Genomic DNA, 19,432 nt, shown 5'->3' on the forward strand with positions numbered 1-19,432 from the left:
GGGCCTCTCTCGTTCCGGGCGTCCGCCCGGCCGTCGGCCAGGCGTCGGCCGGCAGGCGGCCCGGCCGTCAGGCCTCGATGCGGTACCCCAGCCCGCGCACGGTCACGAGGGCCTTCGGCTCGGAGGGCACCGGCTCGATCTTCGAGCGGATCCGCTTGATGTGCACGTCGAGGGTCTTGGTGTCGCCGAAGTAGTCGGAGCCCCAGACCCGGTCGATCAGCTGGCCGCGGGTGAGCACCCGGCCGGCGTTGCGCATGAGCAGCTCGAGCAGCTCGAACTCCTTGAGCGGCATGGCGACGTCCTCGCCGCGCACGGTGACGACGTGGCGCTCGACGTCCATGCGGATGTCGCCGGCCTCGAGCACGCCGTCGGCGAGATCGTCGTCGTCGTCGACCCGGCGGCGGAGCACCGCCCGGATGCGGGCGAGCAGCTCACGCGTCGAGTACGGCTTGGTCACGTAGTCGTCCGCGCCCAGCTCGAGCCCCACGACGATGTCGACCTCGCTGTCCTTCGCGGTCAGCATGACGATCGGCACCTGCGACTTCGCGCGCAGCACCCGGCACACCTCGGTGCCGGGGATGCCGGGCAGCATCAGGTCGAGCAGCACGAGGTCGGCGCCCGTCTTGTCGAAGGCGGCCAGTGCCGAGGGGCCGTCGTCGGCCACCGTGACGTGGTAGCCCTCGCGCTCGAGGATGAACGCCAGGGGCTCGCTGAGCGACTCTTCGTCCTCGACGATCAGGATGTGCGTTGTCATCGGGTATCGGTGTCTCCTCGTGTGGTGACCGGGATGGGGACGCTGCGGGTCTCGGGTCGGGCCTCGACCTGGGGCAGCCGGACGGTGAAGGTCGAGCCGCTGCCGACCTGCGACCAGACGCGAACGTCGCCGCCGTGGTTCTGCACCACGTGCTTGACGATCGCGAGGCCCAGGCCGGTGCCGCCCGTGCGCCGGGAACGGGCCGGGTCGACGCGGTAGAAGCGCTCGAAGACGCGCTCGAGCTCGTCCTCGGCGATGCCGAAGCCCTGGTCGGCGACGGCGACCTCGACGGTGCCGTCCGCCCCCGCGGCCAGGCCGACGCCGACCCGCGAGCCGTCGGGCGAGTAGGCGATCGCGTTCGCGACGAGGTTGTCGACGGCCGTGACGAGCATGGCCTCGTCCCCGAGCACGCGGGCGCTGCGGCCGCCCCGCACGACGAGCTCGACGCCGCGCGCCTCGGCGACGACGCGGTTGCGGTCGACCGCGGTGTCGACGACCCGGCGCAGGTCGATGACCTGCGAGGCCTCGAGGGCGTCGACCGCCTGCAGGCGCGAGAGCTCGATGATGTCCTGCGTCAGGCGCCCCAGCCGGTCGGCCTCCTGCGTGAGGCGGCCCGCGAAGTGGCGCACGCGCTCGGGGTCGGCCGAGGCGGCGTCGAGGGCCTCGGCGAGCAGCCCGACCGCGCCGATGGGCGTCTTGAGCTCGTGGCTGATGTTGGCGACGAAGTCCCGGCGCATGTCGTCCAGGCGCCGCCCCTCCGTGTGGTCCTCGGCGAGCACGAGCACGTACCGGCCGCCCAGGGCCGCCGCCCGCACCCCGAGCTCGATGGTGGACTCGGAACCGGGGAGGCGCGCGAGGGTGAGCACCGCCTCCTGCGGTCCGCCCTCGTGGCGCACCAGGCCGACCAGCGCCTCCATCTCGGGGTGCACGAGGTGCTGCTGCGCCGAGACGAGGCCGAGCTGGGTCGCCGCGGCCGAGGCCTTGAGCACGTTGCCCGAGGGGTCGACGACGAGGCCGGCCGACTCGAGGGCGTCGAGCACGGCGTCGATGCCGTCGGGCAGCGTGCTGTCGACGAGGGCGGCGACGCGGGCCGCACGGTGCTGCGCAGCGACGACGACGATCACGATCGTCGCCCCCACGACGGCGCCGAAGAGCAGCGACGCCGGCACCAGCCAGGCGGAGTCCATGCCGCCAACGATAGTGAACGGCGGCTCGGCGGACCGACCGCCCCCTCCCCATCCGCTGTACTTTGGTGATTGTTCAGTCGCTGGGCACCAGTCGTTAACCTCGACCCCCGAGAGTCGTCTGGACTGTGCGGGCGACGACGTCTGCGGCACGGGCGCTCCGTCGCCCCGACACCACGAGAGGTCCCATCACCACATGCGCGAGGTATTCCAGCAGGAGCTGCAAGAGGTGCAGGAGCGCCTCGTCGAGATCGCGGGCCTCGTCGCGGTGTCGATCGCGAACGCCACCACCGCCTTCAACGAGTCGAACGTCACGCTGGCCGAGAAGGTCATCGCCGACGACGACCAGATCGACCAGCGCGCCATCGCGCTCGACGAGCTCGCCATCGACATCCTGGCCCGCCAGAACCCGGTCGCCCGCGACCTGCGCATCGTCGTGAGCGCCCTGCGAATCAGCTCGTCGCTCGAGCGCATGGGCGACATGGCCGAGCACATCGCGCAGCTGGCGCGCTACCGGTTCCCCGAGAAGGTCGTGCCGAAGTCGCTGCGCCCCACCTTCAAGGAGCTCGGCGAGCTCGACGTCGCCATCGCGAACAAGCTCACCGAGCTGCTCACGACCGAGGACGTCCGCCTCGCCGAGGAGATCCGCAACGACGACGACCGCATCGACGAGCTGCACCTCAGCGTCTTCGACAAGGTGCTCGGCGAGACCTGGAAGGGCGCCGCCGTCGACACGGTCGACTCGACGCTCGCCTCGCGCTACCACGAGCGCTTCGCCGACCACGCGGTCTCGATCGCCAAGAAGGTCCAGTACCTCGCCACCGGCGACTGGGTCGCCCCCGAGGTCTGAGCCCCGCCCCTCTCTCTTCGTTCAGGAACCTCGGTCCTGATCCGCGCGACTCAGGACGATCCGGTCCTGAGTCGTGCACGGATCAGGAGGCGCGGGTCGGCCGGTCCTGATCCACGCGGCAGGATGGGGGCATGGCCTCAGTCGCGATCCTCGTCAACGGTCTGCCCGGATCGGGCAAGACCACCGTCTCCGCCACGCTCGCCGGCGTGCTCGGCTGCCCCCTGCTCGCGAAGGACCCGATCACGGAGGCGCTGGCCGACCTGGCCGGGCCGATGATCGCCCCGCAGGCGCTCGGCTCGATCGCCATGGACACGGTCTGGTCGATGGCGGCCGAGGTGGAGGCCGGCGTCGTCGTCGACTCGTTCTGGCACCGGCCGCGCGACCTCGAGCACGCCCGGGCCGGGGTGTCGCGGGCAGGGTCGCCGCGGACGCTCGAGGTGTGGTGCGACGTCGACCCCGACGTGGCCCTGCAGCGCGTCGTCGACCGGCACGCGGCCGGCGGCCGGCACCCGGCGCACGGCACCGTGGAGTCGGCCCGCGCGTCGTGGCCCGAGTGGGCCGGGGCGGCCGAGCCGCTCGGCGAGTGGCCCGTGATCCGGGTCGACACGAGCACGCCCGTCGACATGGACGACCTCGTCATGCAGATCAGCGCCCGCTTCGTCTGACCGCAGCCCCCGCACCGCGTCGGCGGGGCGCGCCGGACACCGAGGCGCCCCACGACCCAGGGAACGGGCCGCGGGGCGCGGGGTGATCGGGAGGTGCTACTTCTTGCCCTGGTTCGCGACCGCGGCGGCGCCCGCCGCGGCGGCCTCGGGGTCGAGGTAGCGCCCCGGGCCCGTGGGGCGGAAGTCGTCGTCGAGCTCGTAGACCAGCGGGATGCCCGTGGGGATGTTCAGCTCGCTGATCTCGTCGTCGCTGATGCCGTCGAGGTGCTTCACGAGCGCGCGCAGCGAGTTGCCGTGCGCGACGACGAGCGTGACGTCGCCGGCCGCGAGGCTCTCGGTGATGTCGCTCTCCCAGTAGGGGATCATCCGCTCGATGACGAGGGCGAGCGACTCGGTGCGCGGGGCGTCGACCCCGAGCTCGGCGTAGCGCTTGTCGTGCGCCTGCGAGAACTCGCTGTCGTCGTCGAGCGGGGGCGGCGGCACGTCGAACGAGCGACGCCAGGTCTGGAACTGCTCGGGGCCGTACTGCTCGAGCGTCTGCGCCTTGTCCTTGCCCTGGAGCGCGCCGTAGTGGCGCTCGTTGAGGCGCCACGAGCGCTTCACGTCGATCCAGAGGCGGTCGGCCTCGTCGAGGGCGATGTCGGCGGTCTGGATCGCCCGGGTCAGGCGCGACGTGTAGAGGATGTCGGGCAGCAGGTCGTGCTCGCGGAGCAGCTCGCCCGCGCGCTTCGCCTCGGCGCGCCCCTGCTCGGTGAGCTTCACGTCGACCCAGCCGGTGAAGAGGTTCTTGGCGTTCCATTCGCTGTTGCCGTGTCGCAGGAGGATGAGCGTCGAAGTCATGCCTCCAGCGTATCGCTGCGACCCGGTGCGAGAATCGGCTCATGCCCGTCGGATCCGTGACCCGCGGCACCACCGGCACCAACCGCCTCCGTCGGGTCGACCGCTGGATCGCCGCGCACCCTGCCCTGCGTCGCGCCGACGACCCGCTCGTCGTCGACCTCGGCTACGGGGCGAGCGCGACCACTCCCCTGGAGCTGCACCGGCGCCTCCTGCGGGCCCGCCCCGACGTCGAGGTGGTCGGCATCGAGATCGAGCCCGAGCGCGTGCGGCGCGCCCAGCTGTCGGCCCGCCCGGGCGTGAGCTTCAGGCTCGGCGGCTTCGAGGTGCCGCTCGAGGGCGGTCGGCGACCCGCGGTGATCCGCGCGTTCAACGTGCTGCGGCAGTACGACGAGTCGGAGGTCGCGGCGTCGTGGGCCCTGATGACCTCGCGGCTGCAGCCCGGGGGCGTGCTCGTCGAGGGCACCTGCGACGAGATCGGCCGCGTCTCGAGCTGGGTCGACGTCGACGAGGAGGGGCCCCGCACGTTCACGATCTCGCTGCGGCTGGCCTCGCTCGAGCTGCCCTCGATCGTGGCCGAGCGCCTGCCGAAGGCGCTGATCCACCGCAACGTCGCCGGCGAGCGGGTGCACGACCTGCTGGTCGACCTCGACCGGGCGTGGGCGGTCGCGGCGCCGCTGTCGGTCTACGGGCCGGTGCAGCGCTGGGTCGCCACTGTCGAGGGGCTGCGCGCGGCCGGCTGGCCGGTGCGGCACGGGCGCACCCGGTGGCGGCTCGGCGAGCTGACGCTGCCGTGGGACGCGGTGGCGCCGCGCGGCTGAGCCCGCCGCCGGCGCCGCCCGGCCGGCGCCGCCCGCCAGGCGCCGCTAGGCCCGGCCTCAGACCTCGACGAGCCGCCGTCGCGCCTCGGCGTGGTCGAGCCCCGTCGCCATGAGCAGGTCGACCACGAGCGGCCGCATCATGAGCACCACCATCGCCTCGGTGACGGGCGAGCCCGGGGCCACGACGGCCGGGTCGAGCCGGCCCGCGACGGCGGCGAGCGCGTCGCGCGCGACCGGCACCCGCTCGACGTCGTCGACGGACTCGCCGAGCACAGCCACGGCCCGGCCGGTGCTCTCGAGCACGTCGGCGAGGCCGAGCCGGTCGCGGCCGTCGCCGACCACGGTGTCGATGCGCCGGGCGATGACGCGGAGGTTGCGGACGGCGAGGTCGACGTCCTGCCGCAGCTCCTGCTGCTGGCGCAGGTAGGGCAGGCGGGAACGGAGGAACGGCGACAGCCGCGAGATGGACGTCGCCGACTCGAGGGCGGCGGCCCAGTCGTCGAGCAGCGGCTGCGTCGAGCGGAGGCGGCGCAGCGCCTCGTCGGCCCGCCGCACGTCGTCGGAGCGGAGCGCGTCGACGAGCGCCGTGAAGGCGGCCGCGAGCTCGGCGAAGAGGGTGCGGGCGTCGGCGCGGACGAGCCGCAGCGGGTCGCGGGGCACGATCGCGGTCACGGCGAGGGCGACCGCTCCCCCGACGACGCCGTCGACGCTGCGCACGAACGGGCCGCCGTCGGGATCGGGCAGCAGCATGACGAGCATCGCCTGGGTGGCCGCCGCCGCGGCGAAGCCGGGGCTCGGCGAGCTGAAGCGGGCGACCACGAGCACGACGAACAGCACGACGGCGACCTGCCAGAGCCCCTTGCCCAGCACGAGCAGCATCACCTCGCTGAGCGCGATGCCGATGAGGATGCCGACGGCGTTCTCGAGCACCACCTTGGGCCGCGCGTCGCGGGCGAGCCCGAGCGACGAGATGGTGATCGTCACGGCGAGCAGGGGCACCGCGTGGCCGAGCGCGTAGTGGGCGACGGCGTACGACGCGGTGACGGCCACGACGATCTGCACGATCGCGGGCAACGCCGTGGCCGCACGGTGCGCCGGGCCCCGCAGGTCGAGTCGCCGGGCCGCGCGGGGCGCCGCCGACGCGCCGGGGGCGTGCGGACGCCGCACGACCGGCTAGCGGCGGACGGCCCCCAGGCGCGGCAGCCGGGGCACGCCGGCTGAGGCGCCCGCGGAGGCCGGCACGATCGTCTGCGGAGCGGCGGCGACGACGATGTCGGCCGAGAGGACGGCCAGCGGCGCGTCCTCGTCGGTGGTGCGCTTGACCAGCGCGAGGGCGATCGGACCGAGCTCGTGGTGCACGGCCGAGCTGGTGACGTGCCCGACCTCGCGCCCCGTGTCGGCGGCGAGCACGACGGGGTCGCCGTGCGCGGGCAGCACCGAGTCGCTGCCGTCGAGGTGCAGCATGACCAGGCGCCGCGGCGGGTGGCCGATGTTGTGCACCTTGGCCACGGTCTCTTGACCCCGGTAGCAGCCCTTGGCGAGGTGCACGGCGCTGCGCATCCAGTCGAGCTCGTGCGGGATGCTGCGCTCGTCGACCTCGGTCGAGAGCCGGGGCCGCCAGGCCTCGATGCGCAGGGCCTCGAGGGCCAGCGTGCCGGCGGCGGGCAGGTCGGAGGCGGCGAGGGCCGCGAGGTCGGCCCGGGCGACGAGCGTCTCGCGCGCCGTCCACGAGCGACCGGGGTGGTCGTCGGCGTCGGCGTACGAGTGGCCGCCGACGGCGACCTCGGACCAGGGGTCGACCCAGACGACCGGGACGCCGGCGGGCGCGAGCACGGGCACCGGCAGCTCGACCTCGCCGAGCGAGCCGAGCGTCGCGACGTCGGCGGTGCGGTCGGCGACCTCGACACGGAGCATGAAGCGCATGCGGTCGAGCCAGGCGCGCAGGGGCTCGGCCTCGACGCGGTCGACGAGCAGCCACGTGGTCTCGCCGTCGTCGACGACCCGGGCCGCGTGCTCGAGGCGCCCGTTGGCGTCGAGCAGCAGGGTCTCGGTCCAGTCGCCGGGGGCCAGGCCGGTGAGGCTCTGGCTCGTGAGCGAGTGCAGCCAGCTCAGGCGGTCGGGGCCGGAGACGGTGAGCACGCCGCGGCTCGACAGGTCGACGACCGCCGCGCCCCGGGCCAGCGCGCGCTGCTCGGCGACGGGAGTGCCGTAGTGGGCCGCGACGCCGGTGCCGTCGTCGACGAACCCCTCGCGGGCCGAGAACGGCGAGACGACCGGAGCCGAGGAGGCGTCGGTCGCGTCGCCGAGGTCGGCGTCAGCCAACGCGGGCCAGCCGACCCGACGCGTGCGTGCGCAGTTCTTGCCCGAGGGCCGCGATGTCCCACGCCCAGAGCAGGTCGTTCTCGACCAGCCCGTACATGCGGGTGGCCGCCGAGTACTCTTTCGCGTTGCTCGAGCGGAGCACCGCGTCGGTCGACAGGTCGATGCGCGGGCCGGCGACGCGGCCGAGGTAGAGCTCGTTGACCCCGGTGGGGTGCACGAGCTGGACCTCGAGGCCGAAGCCGTCGTCGGGACGCCGCAGGATCTCGACGGTCTGCGCGCTCGCGTAGGGGGCGACGCCCTGGCCGGGCAGCATGCCCGGGCCGCGGTCGCCCACCTCGGCGGGGCGCTCGAGGCGCCAGAAGCCGGTCTCGCTCGCGAGGGGCGTGCGCTCGTCGTCGAGCAGCCAGGCGAACGAGCTGTAGTTGAGCCAGGGGGTGCCGTCGTGGCTGAAGCTGATGCGCTGCCCGAACTCGTGGGTGCGGCGCACGGCGGGGGGCTGGCCGTCGGCCGGGGCGGCGGGGTCGCCCTCGCCGATCTTGTAGTCGACGACGCCGGTGCCCTCCCAGACGCCGATGAGCCACGACAGCGGGACGAGCTCGGCCGGCAGGTCGGTGGGGATGTCGATCACGGGTCTAGCGCTGTCCCTTGAACAGCTTGACCAGCACGACGCCGGACACGAAGGCGATGGCGAGCGAGGCGAGGCCGAGGAGCCCGATGTAGAAGATCTCGAGGGCGAGCAAGGAGTCCATGGGTCGAGCCTACCTGCGGCGCGCCGAGATGGACAGGCGAGCGGGGCGTGGTCGGAGCAGCGTCGAACGACCTGCGGCCGGGGCCCTGCGGCGCCCGGCGTCGACCTGCCGTCCGTGTCGCCGCGTGGTCAGCGCAGCAGCGCGACGACGCCCGTCGCCGCCGCCAGGACGACGAGGCTGCCGCACAGCGCGAGCATGGTGCGCGAGACGAGGCCGTCCTTCTCGCTCGCGGCGAGCTGCAGCACGAAGGTGAGGACGATGCAGCCGCCCAGGGCGAGCGAGAGCCACTCCCAGTGGTCGTCCCCCGTCGTGGTGGTGACGATGAGGACGCCGGCCACGATCGCGAAGAGCCACACGGGCACGACCGTGGCGGGCTTGAGGCGCGCGAGACGGCCCGTGGTGGTGTCGGCTGCTGCGCTCATGGGCGTCGTCCCTCGTTCGTGGCCTGCCCGGCTGCCCTAGCATCGGGGTGGTCGGGGCGGTCGTCGCCCGTGACCTAGGCTGTTCGACAGTACATTCACTGGAGGTCCGTGTGGCACAGCTGTTGGTCCTGACCTCGGCCGGCTCGTCGGACGTGCTCCCGGCCCTCGGCCTGCTGAGCCACCGTACCCGGCAGATCCCCGCCGAGCCTGCGCAGCTCGTGAACGCCCCCTCCAGCGACCTCATCTTCGTCGACGCCCGCGTCGACCTCGCCAGCGCCAAGTCGCTGTGCAAGATCCTGCGCACCACCGGCGTCACCGTGCCGCTCGTGCTCGTGCTGACCGAGGGCGGGCTGACCGCCGTCAACCACGAGTGGGGCGCCGACGACGTCGTGCTCGAGACGGCCGGCCCCGCCGAGGTCGACGCGCGCATCCGGCTCGTCACGGGCCGCCTGGCGCAGTCGCAGACCGGCTCGAAGATCCACGCGTCCGGCGTCGTCATCGACGAGGCCAGCTACTCGGCCAAGGTGCACGGCCGCCCCCTCGACCTCACCTTCAAGGAGTTCGAGCTGCTCCGCTTCTTCGCGACGCACCCGTCGCGCGTGTTCACTCGCGAGCAGCTGCTCAGCGAGGTCTGGGGCTACGACTACTTCGGCGGCACCCGCACCGTCGACGTGCACGTGCGGCGCCTGCGCGCCAAGCTCGGCGACCTCGAGTCGCTGATCGGCACCGTGCGCAACGTCGGCTACCGCTTCAACGTCTACGACGACGAGCCGGGCCCGGTCGTCGGGTGACCGCCGACCTCGACGCGACGACGCTCGAGGGCCTCGCCCGTGCGGCCCAGGCCGTCGACGGCAGCCCGCCCGTCAACGACCAGGCGCTCGTGGAGGCCCGCACGGGCCAGGCGGGGCTGCTCGGCGACGAGCGGGCCGCGGCCGTGCTGCGCCCGGGCGAGGTCGAGCTCGTCGTGCACCCCGACCACCGGCGACGCGGCCTCGGCACCGCCCTGGCCCGACGCGTCGTCGACGCGACGACGGGCCCGCTCGCGGCCTGGGCGCACGGCGACCACCCCGGTGCCCGCGCGATCGCCGTCCGGCTCGGCTTCGTCGAGACGCGTCGGCTGCTGCAGCAGCGCGCGCCCGTCGAGCCGCGCACCCCGCGCCTGCGCGACGGCGACCGCGTGGCCGCGTTCCGCCCCGGCGTCGACGACGCCGCGTGGCTCGACCTCAACGCCCGCGCCTTCGCCGACCACCCCGAGCAGGGCTCGCTGACGCAGGCCGACCTCGACGCCCGCAAGGCCGACGACTGGTTCGACGCGGGAGACCTGCTGCTGCTCTGGCGGGGCGACGAGCTGCTCGCCTCGTGCTGGCTCAAGCTCGAGGCCGGCCAGCCAGGCGAGTTCTACGCCGTCGCGGTCAGCCCCGAGCACCAGGGCGAGCACCTGGGAGGCGCGGTGGTCGACGCCGGTCTCGCCCGCCTCCACGACCGTGGCGTGACCACGGCGGCCCTCTACGTCGAGGGCGACAACACGGCCGCGCTGCGCCTCTACGCCGCCCGCGGCTTCGTCGACCACGCGGTCGACGTGCAGTTCACGCTCTCGCGCTGACCTCGCCCCTGTACCCCGATCGGGGTGAACGTCGGGGTGAACCGCAGCGTCTGCACAATTCTGTGCAACTTCGTGCACGGCGTGCAATAACCGCCGGTCACGCCCGCGATGCCCGCCGGTACGGGCCCCGGCGGCGCACCAGGTCGTTCGGTCGTCGAGGTTAACGTTGCGTTTCCGCCCCCCGCTCGGGGGGCGTCGGCCTCTAGCTTCGTTCTCGGCTCGCCCCGGCGGGCCACCGATCCCGCCCGGCCGGACGGTCAGGGCGACCACACGGAAGACGACCCCGAGGAGCACCCATGCCCAACTTGAACGTCACCTACGGCGACATGCGCGACGCGGCCACCCGCCTGACCAACGGCGAGGCCGACATCGAGTCGAAGCTGCGCGAGCTCAAGGCGCAGGTCGACAGCCTGATCAGCGGCGGCTACGTCACCGACCAGTCGTCGGTCGCCTTCGGCACCTCGTACCAGGAGTTCAACGACGGCGCCACGAAGACCATCCAGGGCCTCGAAGGCATGAGCTCGTACCTCAACAGCGCCGCCGAGGCGCTCGAGCAGACGGACTCCGAGCTGGCCAAGGCGCTCAAGTAGCGCGTCGCCGCGGTCCCGTCCCCGTCGCGGGACGGGACCTCGGCGTTCCCCCCAGCCCCCACCTCCTCGGCTCGGCCCTTCACGAACGGACGCCCCATGCCAGACCTCATCGTCGACGGAGAGGCCCTCAGGACCTCGATCGACTCCCTCGCCCGCGTGCGGGACGAGCTCAGCGACCAGATGTCGGGTCGCGACGAGAACCACGACATCTTCGGCCAGAAGGACCTGAACAAGGCGATGCACGACTTCAGCGGCGACTGGAAGATCCACCGCAACAAGATCAAGGACGACGTCGTCAAGCTGCACGACAAGCTCGTCGAGATGAGCGACACCTGGGACGAGGCGGACGGCGAGATGGCCAAGAGCATCAGCACGGAGACGGTCTGATGGGCGCGCGCCCGGGCGAGTGGTCGCTGCTGCACGAGAGCGGCGACCCGATGTCGGCCGACGTCGACCAGGTGAAGGTGCTCGCGGCCTTCTACGACGACATGGCCCGCACGATCCACGAGCAGGCCGACGTCCTCAAGCGCATCGGCGACGGCGACGAGAGCCAGTTCAAGGGCCAGGGCGCCGACAAGGTGCGCGCCAAGAGCAAGACGGTGGGCGAGGCGCTCGAGCAGATGTCGGGGCGCTACGACGCCGTCCGCGACGCCCTGCGCTCGTACCTGCCCCAGCTCGACCACGGCCTCGCCGAGTCGGCCTCGGCCCTGCAGGAGGCGGTGGCCGCGCGCGACTCGATGTCGCAGGCCACCGGCATGGCCGACCCGCGAGAGGGCCGCGCCGACGACGCCCCGCCGCTGACGAGCGAGGAGGAAGGGGCCGGCCGCGCCAAGGACGCCGCGCTGGACTCGGCGCAGGGAGCGGCGGCGGCCGCGATCGCGCACCTCCGCCGCGCCCAGGCCGACCTCGACGCCGCGGGACACGCGGCCTCGTCGACGATCCGCGGCGCCTGGAAGGACGGGCTGCACGACACCCTCGGCGACAAGATCCGCGCCTTCTTCAAGAAGTTCCTCGCGATCCTCATCAAGGTGCTCACCTGGATCGGGATCGCCCTGGCGGTCATCGCCATCCTCATCCCGGGCCTCGGCTTCGTCGCGCTCATGGGGGCGGTCACCGCGGGCGTCGCCTTCGCCGCGACCATCGCCCAGGCGGCGATGGGCGACGCCTCGTGGGTGTCGGTGATCATGGCCGGCGTCGGCATCCTCTCGCTCGGAGCCGGGGCGCTCATCACGAAGGCGACGAACCTCAAGAAGATCGCGATGATCGGCAAGGGCGGCGCCGCCACCACGACGAACGTCACGAAGAACGCCTTCGAGGCGATGAGGTTCACGGCGAACCAGGCGGCCCGTCGCAAGGAGATCTTCGACGCCGCCCTCGACGGCAGGACGAGCATCGACGACGCGATCAAGCAGCTCAAGGAGCTGCCGACCCGCCTGAAGGAGATGCGCGAGAACGCGGTCACGATCCACAAGGCCACCGATCTCGGCGAGATCAAGCCGAACTGGTGGAACCTGCGCGACCTCAAGGGCATCTGGAAGGCCGACGCGAAGACGGTCACCGAGTGGCGGGCCGACATGATCCCCAAGCTCGACAAGGTCATCGGCGTCGACGGGCTGAAGGGCCTCGGGGAGATCGCCACGAAGGCCAAGCTCAGCGGCATCGACCTGGTGTCGCTGAAGAGCGCCCAGAACCTGATCTACTTCACGGGCGGGTCGAAGGTCTTCGGCTGGGGCAGCACCGCCTTCAGCCTCGGGGCGAACCCGACGGGCATCGGCCCGGACATCGCGCGCTGGGCGGGCTGGGAGGACGCGAAGGCGAACTTCCCGGGCGGCACGCCGTCCGTCGCCGAGGCCGACGCGGAGAAGCTGTGACCGGCCCCGTGCTGGTCGTCGACGTCGACCCGCCGGCCTGGCTGATCGTCCCTCCCGCCGACACGGCGTCCGGCCCCTGGCGGGAGGCGGCCGTGGCGCTGTTCGCCTTCTCGGCCGAGGTCGACCGCACCGGCGACGTGACTCCCCCCGAGCTCGACGTCGAGGCCGCGCTCGACGGCCTGCTCGCCATGGCGGCCACGCTCGGCGACGGCTCGCGGCTCGTCGCCGGCTTCTCGGTGCCCGGCGCCTGGTCGCTGCCGGTCATCGTCGACGCGGGCCTCACCGGCGACGACGCCCCCGACCTGCTCGAGCTCGGCCGGGCCCGGGGCGGCTCGCCGCTCGAGGCGCCGCTCATCGACGACCTGCCCGACGACGTCGGGCCCGGCGTCGTCGTGACCCGCTTCGACCTCGACCTCGAGGGACGCGTCTGGGCCACCGTCACCGCGGCCGCGCGCCGCGACGGGATCGACGTCACGACGACCTGGCGCAGCACCGACCTCACGCTGGTCGCGCTGCAGACCCCCCACGTCGTCGAGCTCGCCGGGCGCGTGCGCCTGGCCGACCGGGCCGACGAGCTGCAGGAGGCGGGACGATGACCACCGCGACCTCGGGCGCCCTCGCGCCCGCCGCCTCCTTCGCCGTCGCCCTGCCCGCCGGCTGGGCCCGGCTGCCGGCCCGTGCCGAGCACGCCGACGACCTGGCCCGCGAGGTCGACCGCATCGTGCGCGAGGCCCTGCCCGACGACCTGCCCCGCGACAGCGCCGAGCCGCTGCGCCGGCAGCTGCGCCGCCGCCTGACCGACGCGGTCGAGGAGGCCGGCCGGGCCGGCGCGAACGCCGTGTACCTGCCCGCGTCGGTCGACGGGTTCGCCCTGCCGGTCAGCCTCAGCGAGGCCGAGGTCGACGACGAGTCCGAGACCGAGCCGGTGCGCATCGTCGCCGACCTGCTGAGCGAGGCCGGCCAGCTCGACGGCCTCCGCGACGTCGACGGCGCCGCCGCCGCCCGCACCGTCGCCACCGTCGCCTCCGACCAGGCCGAGGGCTCGTGGGAGCGCACCTGGTCGCGACGCGTCGTCTACACGGTCTCGGTGCCCCACCGGCCCGGCCGCTGGGTCGTGCTGACCTGGTCGGCGGTCTATGGCGACGAGCCGAGCGAGCGCCTCGCCGACGCCCTCGTCGAGCTGTTCGACGCGATCATGACGACCTTCCGCTGGACCGACGTGCCCGGCGAGGAGCCGACCCCGGTCGAGCTCGCCGTCGCCGCCGCCGAGGAGGCGCGGTGACCGCAGGAGGCGCGGTGGCCGTCACGGCCCGCGCGGTCGACCTGCCCCCGATGCTCGAGCCGTTCGGCGACCTGGCCCTGACGGTCGCGGTCGTGCTCACGGTCGCCGTGCTCGCCTTCACGATCCCGGTCTGGGTGGCCTCGCGCCGCGTCGTCAAGGTCGAGGCCGTGGCCTGGGCGGACGACGTGCGCGGCGACCCGTCCGCGACCTGGGCCGCCGACCGCGCCCTGCGCGTGCTGCTCGCCTCGTGCGAGCGCGAGCACGTCGTGTTCCCCGGGCTGTCGCGGGTCGTCGTCGGCGCCGAGCGCATCGACGTCGACCTCGTCACGCCCACCGTCGCGCCGCCGGCCCCCTGGACCACCGGCCGCGACGGCCGCCGCTGGTCGGCGCCGGTCGAGCTCGTGCAGCTCGAGGCGGTGCCGGCGCGCCGGCCCGACGAGCTCGCCACGGTCGTGGCGCTCGGCTCGTCGCCCGAGGGCCGCGTGCTCGTCGGGCTCGAGGCCCTGCACGGGGTGCTCGGCGTCGACGGCGACCGCGCCTCCCGCCTGGCCGTCGCGCGCCGCGTCGCCGACCAGCTCGCCACGTCGCCGTGGTGCCGCTCGACGGCCGTGCTGCGCGTCGGGGTGCGGGACGACGAGGTCGCGGCCGGCGCCCTGCTCTCGCTCGACGACGCCCTCGACGTGGTCGTGACGGGCGCCTCCCCCGGCGTGCTGTTCCTCTCGGAGGTGCCGTCCGCCTCCGCCTGGACCGCCCTGCGCTCGGCCCTCGAGCGGCCGGAGAACCGCTGGGGCGTCGTGCTGCTCGCCCGGCACGAGCAGGTGCGCTGGCAGCTGACCGCGCGCCGCGACGGCACGCTCACCGGCGACGCCGTCGGCGAGCTGCGCTGGGTCGACGTCGCCCTCAACGGGCACGAGGCCGTGGCGGTGCCCGCCGGCCTCGCCCGGCCCTCGGCCGACGGGGCGCCGGCGTCGCCGCCCGTGCCCTCCGTCCCCGTGGCCCCCGGCACCGCGCCCGCCGGTCGGCGCGCCCAGCCGAGCCGAGGAGGCGCCCCGCAGCAGGGCGGCCCGGTGCCGACGCGATGAGGGTCGTCCTCACCGTCTCGGACGACGTCGCCGGCACGCGTTCCGACCTCGTCGTCGACGCCCCCGGCGAGACCCCCCTGGCCCTCGTGCTCGAGGCGATCGGCCGCGAGGTCGGCACCGTGTCGCGCACCCCCGAGGGCGTCGACGAGCAGGCGACCTTCGCGACCAGCGGCCTGCTCGACGGCGCGCTGCTGCACGTCGGGTCGCCGCCTCCCGGCCGCGCGGCCCCCGGCGTGGTCGAGCTGCGCCTCGTCGGCGGCGTCGGCGCCGGGCGCTCCGAGCCGGTCGTCGTCGGCCGCACCCTGCTCGCCGTCGATGCCGACGGGCTGCTCGTGCTCGGCGCGTCGGAGCTGCCCGCCGTGGCCGAGCTCGACGTCGCGTTCGACGCCGGCGTGCGCGTCAGGGCGGTGCCGCCCGAGCCCGGGCTGGCGACGACGCCGGCGCTGCTCGAGGAGGAGCCGCTGACCGACGAGTGGGCGGAGTGGCCCCCGGAGGCGCGGCTGCGCGTCGGCGAGTCGGTGCTCGCAGCCCTGCCCGCCACCGTGCCCGACGTCGTGCTGCTGCGCGCGCCGGACTCGGGCTGGGTCGACTACAACCGGCCCCCGCGGCTGCTGCCGCCGACGCCGCCCGTCAAGTACGTCATCCCGCGCGTGCCGGCCCCGCCGCAGCGCTCGCCCCTGCCGTGGATCATGGCCGCCGTGCCCGCCGTGTTCGGCATCGTGATGGCCGTGGCGTTCCAGCACGCCTTCTACCTGATGTTCGCGTTCATGTCGCCGATCATGATGATCGGCACGACCGTGACGAACCGCCGCAACGGCAAGAAGAGCCACGGCAAGGCCCTCGCCGAGCACCGCGAGCTCGTCGCCCGCATCGAGGGCTGGGTCGACGACTCGATCGCCGCCGAGCGCGACCGCCGCCGCTCCCGCGCCGCCGACGCGGCCGAGCTGCGCACGGCGGCCCGCGTGCCCACGCACCGGCTCTGGGAGCGCCGCCCGACCGACCCCGACCACCTGCACGTCCGCGTCGGCACGGCCGACCTGCCGAGCACCGTCGAGATCCAGGACGAGCGCTCGACCGACCAGCGCAGCACGGCCACCGGCACGACGCGACAGGTGCCCGTCGTGCTGTCGCTGGCCCGCACCGGCGTGGTGGGGCTCGCCGGGTCCGGGAGCCGCCCGCGCCTCCTCGGCCGCTGGCTGGTCGGCCAGCTCGCGGTCGCGCAGAGCCCGCACGACGTGCGGCTCGTGGTGCTGACGTCGGTGCCCGCCCTGCCCGAGTGGGCCTGGGCCACCTGGCTGCCGCACGCCCGCCCGGGCGACGGCGACGACGCCCTGGCCGCGATCGGCGCCGACGGCGAGACCATCGGCCGGCGCCTCGCCGAGCTGTCGCTCGTGCTGCAGGAGCGGCGCGCGGCCTCGTCGGCCCGGTCGGCGAACCCGCAGCGCTTCTCGCCCGAGTACGTCGTCGTGCTCGACGGCGCCCGTCGCCTGCGCGCCATGCCCGGCGTCGTCGGGCTGCTGCGCGAGGGGCCGCAGCACGGCATCCGCGTGGTCTGCCTCGACGCCGAGGAGTGGCAGCTGCCGGAGGAGTGCACGGCGACCGTCGTGCAGCACGCCGACACGAGGCTGACCGTGCGCGAGCACGGCCGGGCCGACCTCGACGACGTGCTCGCCGACCTCGTCGTCGACGACTGGTACGACGACGTCGCCCGCGACCTCTCCCCCGTGCGCGACCTGAGCTCGAGCGAGACCGCCGGGCTCGTGCCCGACTCGGCCGCGCTGCTGCCCGTGCTCGGCATCGAGCACCCGACCGGCGAGCTGCTCGCCGAGCGCTGGCGGCACGAGGGCGGGGCCGCGACCTCGGCCGTCGTCGGCGTCTCGATCGACGGCCCGTTCTCGATCGACCTGGTGTCGGACGGGCCGCACGGGCTCGTCGCCGGCACGACCGGCTCGGGCAAGTCGGAGTTCCTGCAGACGCTCGTCGCGTCGCTGGCCGTCGCCAACCGCCCGGACGCGATGACCTTCGTGCTCGTCGACTACAAGGGAGGCGCGGCGTTCGCTGCCGTCGCCGACCTGCCGCACACGGTCGGCCTCGTCACCGACCTCGACAGCCACCTCGTCGAGCGCGCCCTGCGGTCGCTGCGGTCGGAGCTGACCCGGCGCGAGCACGTGCTGGCCGCCTCGGGGGCCAAGGACATCGAGGACCACGACGAGCACCTCGACCGCGGCGGCCTCGGCGAGCGCCTGCCCCGCCTGCTGATCGTCATCGACGAGTTCGCCGCCCTCGCCAAGGAGCTGCCCGACTTCGTCACGGGCCTCGTCGGCATCGCCCAGCGCGGACGGTCGCTCGGCGTGCACCTCATCCTCGCCACGCAGCGCCCCTCGGGCGTGATCAGCCCCGAGATCCGGGCGAACACGAACCTCCGCGTCGCCCTGCGGATGACCGACACGGGCGAGAGCTCCGACGTGATCGACGTGCCCGACGCGGCGCGCATCGCGAAGTCGCTGCCGGGCCGTGCCTACGCGCGCCTCGGCCACTCGTCGGTGGTGCCGTTCCAGTCGGCGCGCGTGGGCGGGCGCAGCGCGCTCGACAGCGACGGCACGACGGCGCCGCCGTTCGTGCGGCTCTTCGACTGGCGCGACGCGGCCCTCGCGCTGCCGAGCCGCCCGGCGACGGGGGCGACCGCGGTCGAGACCGACCTGACCGTGCTCGTCGGCGCCCTGCGCCGGGCGACCGAGCTGGCGGGCGTCGAGCGGCAGCGCAGCCCGTGGCTGGCGCCGCTCGGCACGGTGCTGCCGCTGGCGCTGACCCCGCCGGAGGAGCGGGCCGGCCAGGGCGCGCCCCTCACCTTCCGCTGGGGCACCGAAGACCTGCCCGACCGCCAGGAGCAGCGGCCGGCCGTCGTCGACCTCGACCAGTTCGGCCACCTCTACGTCGTGGGCGCGCCCGGCTCGGGCCGGTCGCAGGCGCTGCGCAGCATCGCGGCGGCCGCGGCCTCGGCCGTGTCGAGCAGCGACCTGCACCTCTACGGCCTCGACTGCGGCAACGGCGGCATCACCTCGCTCGCCGGGTTCCCGCACACCGGCGCGGTCGCCCAGCGCACCCAGCTCGAGCGCGCGACCCGGCTGATCGACCGCCTCGTGGCCGAGATGGGGAGACGCCACGAGGTCATCGGGACCGCGGGCGTCGCGAACATCGCCGAGCAGCGGGCCACGGCCGCCCCCGAGGACCGCCTGCCCCACGTGCTCGTGCTGATCGACCGGTGGGAGAACTTCGTCGGCACCCTCGGCGAGGTCGACGGCGGGCGCCTGACCGACGCCGTGCAGTCGATGCTCCGTGACGGAGCGGGGGCCGGGCTGCACCTGGTCGTCTCGGGCGACCGGTCGCTGCTCACGAGCCGCATGGCCGTGCTCACCGACGACAAGGTGGTGCTGCGCCTGACCGACCGGCTCGACTACAGCCTCGCGACGATCGACCACAAGACGCTGCCCGCCGAGATCGGCCCGGGGCGGGGCTTCCGCTCGGGCAGCGGGGTCGAGGTGCAGGTCGGCGTGCTCGGCGACGACGTCAGCGGCCAGGCGCAGGTGGCCGCGGTCCGCGAGCTGGCCGAGCGCCTGCAGGCGGCCGAGCCCCGGGCGCTGCGCCGCACCTCGCCCCTGCGGGTCGACGACCTGCCGAGCCAGCTCGACCTCGACGCGGCGCTCGAGCTCGCGGGCGCCGACGCGAGCCGTCCGCTCTGGGCCCTCGTCGGCGTGGGCGGCGACGAGATGACGGCGCAGGGCATCGACCTCGAGGCCGACGCGCCCACCTTCGTCGTCGCCGGGCCGTCGCGCAGCGGGCGCAGCACGATGCTGCTCACGATCGCCGAGTCGCTGCTGCGGGCGGGCACCGAGATCGTCGTCGCGGCTCCCCGCCCGTCGCCGCTGCGCGGCCTCGCGGGCCACGCGGGCGTGCGCGGCGTGCTGACCGGCACCGACCTCACCGAGGCCGACCTGGCGCCCCTGCTGGCCCCCGACGGCCGGCCGGTCGCGCTGGTCGTCGACGACGGCGAGCTGCTGCTCGACGTCACCGCCAAGCAGTGGCTGCGCTCGTTCGTGCAGTCGGCCGCCGACCACCGTCGCGCGCTCGTGCTCGGCGGCAACGCGAACGGCCTCTGCGCAGGCTTCTCGGGCTGGCAGGTCGAGGCGAAGAAGAACCGCCGCGGCGCCCTGCTCAGCCCGCAGGCGACGCTCGACGGCGACCTCGTCGGCGTGCGCGTCACGAGGTCGATGGTGTCGTCGCGCGTGACGCCGGGGCGGGCGCTCGTGCACCTCGGCAGCGGCGAGCCGATGACCGTGCAGGTGCCGGTGGCGGCGACCCGGGCGGCGGTAGTGTTGGCCGGTCACGACTGACCAGGGGGA

Annotated in this window: 19 protein-coding genes; 12 read left to right on the forward strand and 7 right to left on the reverse strand. The window is 74.3% G+C overall.

What is annotated here, in order from left to right:
- Window positions 1-67 precede the first annotated feature (67 nt).
- Both FHR78_RS08155 and FHR78_RS08160 read right to left on the reverse strand, forming a co-directional pair.
- Window positions 68-754, reverse strand: coding sequence for a response regulator transcription factor (locus tag FHR78_RS08155; protein ID WP_166760028.1), 687 nt, complete (start codon window positions 752-754; stop codon window positions 68-70).
- Window positions 751-1,941 carry a sensor histidine kinase gene (locus FHR78_RS08160; RefSeq protein ID WP_166760029.1) on the reverse strand — a complete coding sequence of 397 codons (1,191 nt, stop codon included), beginning with the start codon at window positions 1,939-1,941 and terminating at the stop codon, window positions 751-753. The genes FHR78_RS08155 and FHR78_RS08160 overlap by 4 nt, the downstream gene beginning before the upstream one ends.
- Before the next feature lie 193 nt (window positions 1,942-2,134).
- Here FHR78_RS08160 and phoU point away from each other — a divergent pair, with 193 nt between their 5' ends.
- Together phoU and FHR78_RS08170 are read left to right on the forward strand one after the other, a co-directional pair.
- Entirely contained in the window at window positions 2,135-2,788 is a 654-nt protein-coding gene (gene phoU / locus FHR78_RS08165) for a phosphate signaling complex protein PhoU (RefSeq protein WP_166760030.1), read from the forward strand.
- A 131-nt stretch (window positions 2,789-2,919) separates the two neighbouring features.
- The gene (locus FHR78_RS08170; RefSeq protein WP_166760031.1) at window positions 2,920-3,453 is read left to right on the forward strand and encodes an AAA family ATPase; all 534 of its coding nucleotides are present in this window, start codon (window positions 2,920-2,922) and stop codon (window positions 3,451-3,453) included.
- A gap of 96 nt (window positions 3,454-3,549) precedes the next feature.
- Here FHR78_RS08170 and FHR78_RS08175 read toward each other — a convergent pair whose 3' ends face one another.
- A complete protein-coding gene (locus tag FHR78_RS08175) occupies window positions 3,550-4,293 on the reverse strand; it encodes a phosphoglyceromutase (protein WP_166760032.1) in 744 nt (247 codons plus the stop codon).
- A 41-nt stretch (window positions 4,294-4,334) separates the two neighbouring features.
- Here FHR78_RS08175 and FHR78_RS08180 point away from each other — a divergent pair, with 41 nt between their 5' ends.
- Window positions 4,335-5,111: a class I SAM-dependent methyltransferase gene (locus FHR78_RS08180; protein ID WP_166760033.1), complete on the forward strand. Its 777-nt coding sequence runs from the start codon at window positions 4,335-4,337 to the stop codon at window positions 5,109-5,111.
- Between the two features lie 57 nt (window positions 5,112-5,168).
- On the opposite strand, the gene FHR78_RS08185 is transcribed toward FHR78_RS08180, so the two are convergent.
- The 4 genes from FHR78_RS08185 to FHR78_RS08200 all read right to left on the reverse strand — a co-directional run bounded on the left by FHR78_RS08185 (window position 5,169) and on the right by FHR78_RS08200 (window position 8,604).
- Window positions 5,169-6,278: an FUSC family protein gene (locus FHR78_RS08185; protein ID WP_166760034.1), complete on the reverse strand. Its 1,110-nt coding sequence runs from the start codon at window positions 6,276-6,278 to the stop codon at window positions 5,169-5,171.
- 6 nt (window positions 6,279-6,284) lie between these two features.
- Window positions 6,285-7,433 (reverse strand): YgfZ/GcvT domain-containing protein, encoded by a 1,149-nt coding sequence (locus FHR78_RS08190; protein ID WP_166760035.1) that lies wholly within the window; start codon window positions 7,431-7,433, stop codon window positions 6,285-6,287.
- Complete coding sequence (locus FHR78_RS08195) at window positions 7,426-8,061, reverse strand: heme-binding beta-barrel domain-containing protein (RefSeq protein ID WP_166760036.1); 636 nt, start codon at window positions 8,059-8,061, stop codon at window positions 7,426-7,428. Before FHR78_RS08195 ends, FHR78_RS08190 begins: the two co-directional genes overlap by 8 nt.
- A gap of 249 nt (window positions 8,062-8,310) precedes the next feature.
- Window positions 8,311-8,604: a hypothetical protein gene (locus FHR78_RS08200; protein WP_166760037.1), complete on the reverse strand. Its 294-nt coding sequence runs from the start codon at window positions 8,602-8,604 to the stop codon at window positions 8,311-8,313.
- 110 nt (window positions 8,605-8,714) lie between these two features.
- Between FHR78_RS08200 and FHR78_RS08205 the strand changes: the two genes are divergently transcribed.
- The 9 genes from FHR78_RS08205 to FHR78_RS08245 all read left to right on the forward strand — a co-directional run bounded on the left by FHR78_RS08205 (window position 8,715) and on the right by FHR78_RS08245 (window position 19,423).
- On the forward strand, window positions 8,715-9,395 hold the full coding sequence (locus FHR78_RS08205; protein WP_166760038.1) for a winged helix-turn-helix domain-containing protein: 681 nt from the start codon (window positions 8,715-8,717) through the stop codon (window positions 9,393-9,395).
- On the forward strand, window positions 9,392-10,207 hold the full coding sequence (gene mshD / locus FHR78_RS08210) for a mycothiol synthase (protein ID WP_166760039.1): 816 nt from the start codon (window positions 9,392-9,394) through the stop codon (window positions 10,205-10,207). Before FHR78_RS08205 ends, mshD begins: the two co-directional genes overlap by 4 nt.
- A 296-nt stretch (window positions 10,208-10,503) precedes the next feature.
- The gene (locus FHR78_RS08215; protein WP_133738336.1) at window positions 10,504-10,797 is read left to right on the forward strand and encodes a WXG100 family type VII secretion target; all 294 of its coding nucleotides are present in this window, start codon (window positions 10,504-10,506) and stop codon (window positions 10,795-10,797) included.
- Between the two features lie 96 nt (window positions 10,798-10,893).
- Window positions 10,894-11,184 carry a hypothetical protein gene (locus FHR78_RS08220; protein ID WP_166760040.1) on the forward strand — a complete coding sequence of 97 codons (291 nt, stop codon included), beginning with the start codon at window positions 10,894-10,896 and terminating at the stop codon, window positions 11,182-11,184.
- The gene (locus FHR78_RS08225) at window positions 11,184-12,668 is read left to right on the forward strand and encodes a hypothetical protein (RefSeq protein WP_166760041.1); all 1,485 of its coding nucleotides are present in this window, start codon (window positions 11,184-11,186) and stop codon (window positions 12,666-12,668) included. The genes FHR78_RS08220 and FHR78_RS08225 overlap by 1 nt, the downstream gene beginning before the upstream one ends.
- Window positions 12,665-13,264 (forward strand): hypothetical protein, encoded by a 600-nt coding sequence (locus tag FHR78_RS08230; protein ID WP_166760042.1) that lies wholly within the window; start codon window positions 12,665-12,667, stop codon window positions 13,262-13,264. The genes FHR78_RS08225 and FHR78_RS08230 overlap by 4 nt, the downstream gene beginning before the upstream one ends.
- Window positions 13,261-13,950 (forward strand): hypothetical protein, encoded by a 690-nt coding sequence (locus FHR78_RS08235; protein ID WP_166760043.1) that lies wholly within the window; start codon window positions 13,261-13,263, stop codon window positions 13,948-13,950. Before FHR78_RS08230 ends, FHR78_RS08235 begins: the two co-directional genes overlap by 4 nt.
- Window positions 13,947-15,032 carry a hypothetical protein gene (locus FHR78_RS08240; RefSeq protein ID WP_166760044.1) on the forward strand — a complete coding sequence of 362 codons (1,086 nt, stop codon included), beginning with the start codon at window positions 13,947-13,949 and terminating at the stop codon, window positions 15,030-15,032. The genes FHR78_RS08235 and FHR78_RS08240 overlap by 4 nt, the downstream gene beginning before the upstream one ends.
- Complete coding sequence (locus tag FHR78_RS08245; RefSeq protein WP_166760045.1) at window positions 15,029-19,423, forward strand: FtsK/SpoIIIE domain-containing protein; 4,395 nt, start codon at window positions 15,029-15,031, stop codon at window positions 19,421-19,423. Before FHR78_RS08240 ends, FHR78_RS08245 begins: the two co-directional genes overlap by 4 nt.
- Window positions 19,424-19,432: the final 9 nt, after the last annotated feature.

This window comes from Frigoribacterium faeni (assembly GCF_011761235.1).
Taxonomy (GTDB): Bacteria; Actinomycetota; Actinomycetes; order Actinomycetales; family Microbacteriaceae; genus Frigoribacterium; species Frigoribacterium faeni_A.